Here is a 2,989-nt window from a genome sequence, read left to right as displayed (position 1 = left end):
ACTGTCTGCGAACATCCAGTTACATCAGTTATATGGTCAAGCCTCACGGGCAATTAGTACTGGTTAGCTCAACGCCTCACAACGCTTCCACACCCAGCCTATCAACGTCGTAGTCTTCAACGGCCCTTTAGGGGACTTAAAGTCCCAGGGAAATCTAATCTTGAAGGAGGCTTCCCGCTTAGATGCTTTCAGCGGTTATCCCGTCCGAACGTAGCTACCGGGCAATGCCATTGGCATGACAACCCGAACACCAGGGGTTCGTTCACTCCGGTCCTCTCGTACTAGGAGCAACTCTTCTCAAATTTCCAACGCCCACGGCAGATAGGGACCGAACTGTCTCACGACGTTCTAAACCCAGCTCGCGTACCACTTTAAATGGCGAACAGCCATACCCTTGGGACCGGCTTCAGCCCCAGGATGTGATGAGCCGACATCGAGGTGCCAAACACCGCCGTCGATGTGAACTCTTGGGCGGTATCAGCCTGTTATCCCCGGAGTACCTTTTATCCGTTGAGCGATGGCCCTTCCATACAGAACCACCGGATCACTATGACCTACTTTCGTACCTGCTCGACGTGTCAGTCTCGCAGTCAAGCACGCTTATGCCATTGCACTAAACTCATGATTTCCGACCATGATTAGCGTACCTTCGTGCTCCTCCGTTACTCTTTGGGAGGAGACCGCCCCAGTCAAACTACCCACCATACACTGTCCTCGATCCGGATAACGGACCTGAGTTAGAACCCCAAACATACCAGGCTGGTATTTCAAGGACGGCTCCACGATGACTGGCGTCACCGCTTCAAAGCCTCCCAGCTATCCTACACAAATAGGCTCAGAGTTCAGTGCAAAGCTGTAGTAAAGGTTCACGGGGTCTTTCCGTCTAGCCGCGGGAACACGGCATCTTAACCGCGATTTCAATTTCACTGAGTCTCGGGTGGAGACAGCGTGGCCATCATTACGCCATTCGTGCAGGTCGGAACTTACCCGACAAGGAATTTCGCTACCTTAGGACCGTTATAGTTACGGCCGCCGTTTACCGGGGCTTCGATCAAGAGCTTCGCCGAAGCTAACCCCATCAATTAACCTTCCGGCACCGGGCAGGCGTCACACCCTATACGTCCACTTACGTGTTTGCAGAGTGCTATGTTTTTAATAAACAGTTGCAGCCACCTGGTTACTTCGACCAGCCTCAGCTTAGGGAGCAAGTCCCATCACCAAAGCCGGCGCACCTTCTCCCGAAGTTACGGTGCTATTTTGCCTAGTTCCTTCACCCGAGTTCTCTCAAGCGCCTTGGTATTCTCTACCTGATCACCTGTGTCGGTTTGGAGTACGGTTCTATATAACCTGAAGCTTAGAAGATTTTCTTGGAAGTATGGCATCAATCACTCCAACTCAATAAAGAGTCTCGTCATCACCTCTCGGCCTTAGAATCCCGGATTTGCCTAAGATTCCAGCCTACAAGCTTAAACGCGGACAACCATCGCCGCGCTGACCTAGCCTGCTCCGTCCCTCCGTCGCAGTTATACAAAGTGCAGGAATATTAACCTGCTTCCCATCGACTACGCATTTCTGCCTCGCCTTAGGGGCCGACTAACCCTGTCCCGATTAGCGTTGGACAGGAAACCTTGATCTTCCGGCGGGGGAGTTTTTCACTCCCCTTGTCGTTACTCATGTCAGCATTCGCACTTCTGATACCTCCAGCAAACCTCACAGTTCACCTTCAGCGGCTTACAGAACGCTCCCCTACCATGCACTAAGTGCATCCGCAGCTTCGGTTGCTAATTTAGCCCCGTTACATCTTCCGCGCAGGCCGACTCGACTAGTGAGCTATTACGCTTTCTTTAAAGGGTGGCTGCTTCTAAGCCAACCTCCTAGCTGTCTAAGCCTTCCCACATCGTTTCCCACTTAACTAGCATTTGGGACCTTAGCTGGCGGTCTGGGTTGTTGCCCTTTTCACGACGGACGTTAGCACCCGCCGTGTGTCTGCCATGATTGCACTCACTGGTATTCGGAGTTTGCAACGGGTTGGTAAGTCGGGATGACCCCCTAGCCGTAACAGTGCTCTACCCCCAGTGGTGAGACATGACGCACTACCTAAATAGTTTTCGGGGAGAACCAGCTATCTCCGAGCTTGATTAGCCTTTCACTCCGATCCACAGCTCATCCCCGCATTTTTCAACATACGTGGGTTCGGGCCTCCAGTCAGTGTTACCTAACCTTCACCCTGGCCATGGATAGATCGCTCGGTTTCGGGTCTATTGCCAGCAACTAGACGCCCTATTAAGACTCGGTTTCCCTACGGCTCCCCTACACGGTTAACCTTGCTACTGACAATAAGTCGCTGACCCATTATACAAAAGGTACGCAGTCACAGAACAAGTCTGCTCCTACTGCTTGTACGCACACGGTTTCAGGATCTATTTCACTCCCCTCACAGGGGTTCTTTTCGCCTTTCCCTCACGGTACTGGTTCACTATCGGTCAGTTAGGAGTATTTAGCCTTGGAGGATGGTCCCCCCATGTTCAGACAGAATATCACGTGTTCCGTCCTACTCGATTTCACACTAAAAGAGTTTTCGTGTACGGGGCTATCACCCTGTATCGCTCAACTTTCCAGAAGATTCCACTAACTCTATTAATGCTTAAGGGCTAATCCCCGTTCGCTCGCCGCTACTAAGGGAATCTCGGTTGATTTCTTTTCCTCCGGGTACTTAGATGTTTCAGTTCCCCGGGTTCGCCTCTTACACCTATGTATTCAGTGCAAGATACTCATAAATGAGTGGGTTTCCCCATTCGGAAATGTACGGATCAAAGCATGTTTGCCGGCTCCCCGTACCTTATCGCAGGCTCCTACGTCCTTCATCGCCTCTAACTGCCTAGGCATCCACCGTGTGCGCTTAGTCGCTTGACCATATAACTCAAGCAACTAGATGTTGCGACTTACAATATTTGATAACTTCATTTATTGTTAACATGATTCCGGTAAA

The 2,989-nt window shown here is 51.1% G+C and carries 1 rRNA gene; it reads right to left on the bottom strand.

The annotated features are described in order from the left end of the window. Nucleotides 1-32: 32 nt before the first annotated feature. Nucleotides 33-2,913, bottom strand: a 23S ribosomal RNA gene (locus KOI40_RS18235). Nucleotides 2,914-2,989 lie beyond the last annotated feature (76 nt).

The organism is Pseudomaricurvus albidus (genome assembly GCF_018863235.1).
GTDB lineage: Bacteria > Pseudomonadota > Gammaproteobacteria > Pseudomonadales > Cellvibrionaceae > Pseudomaricurvus > Pseudomaricurvus albidus.
This window is presented reverse-complemented; position numbering and strand designations above follow the sequence as displayed.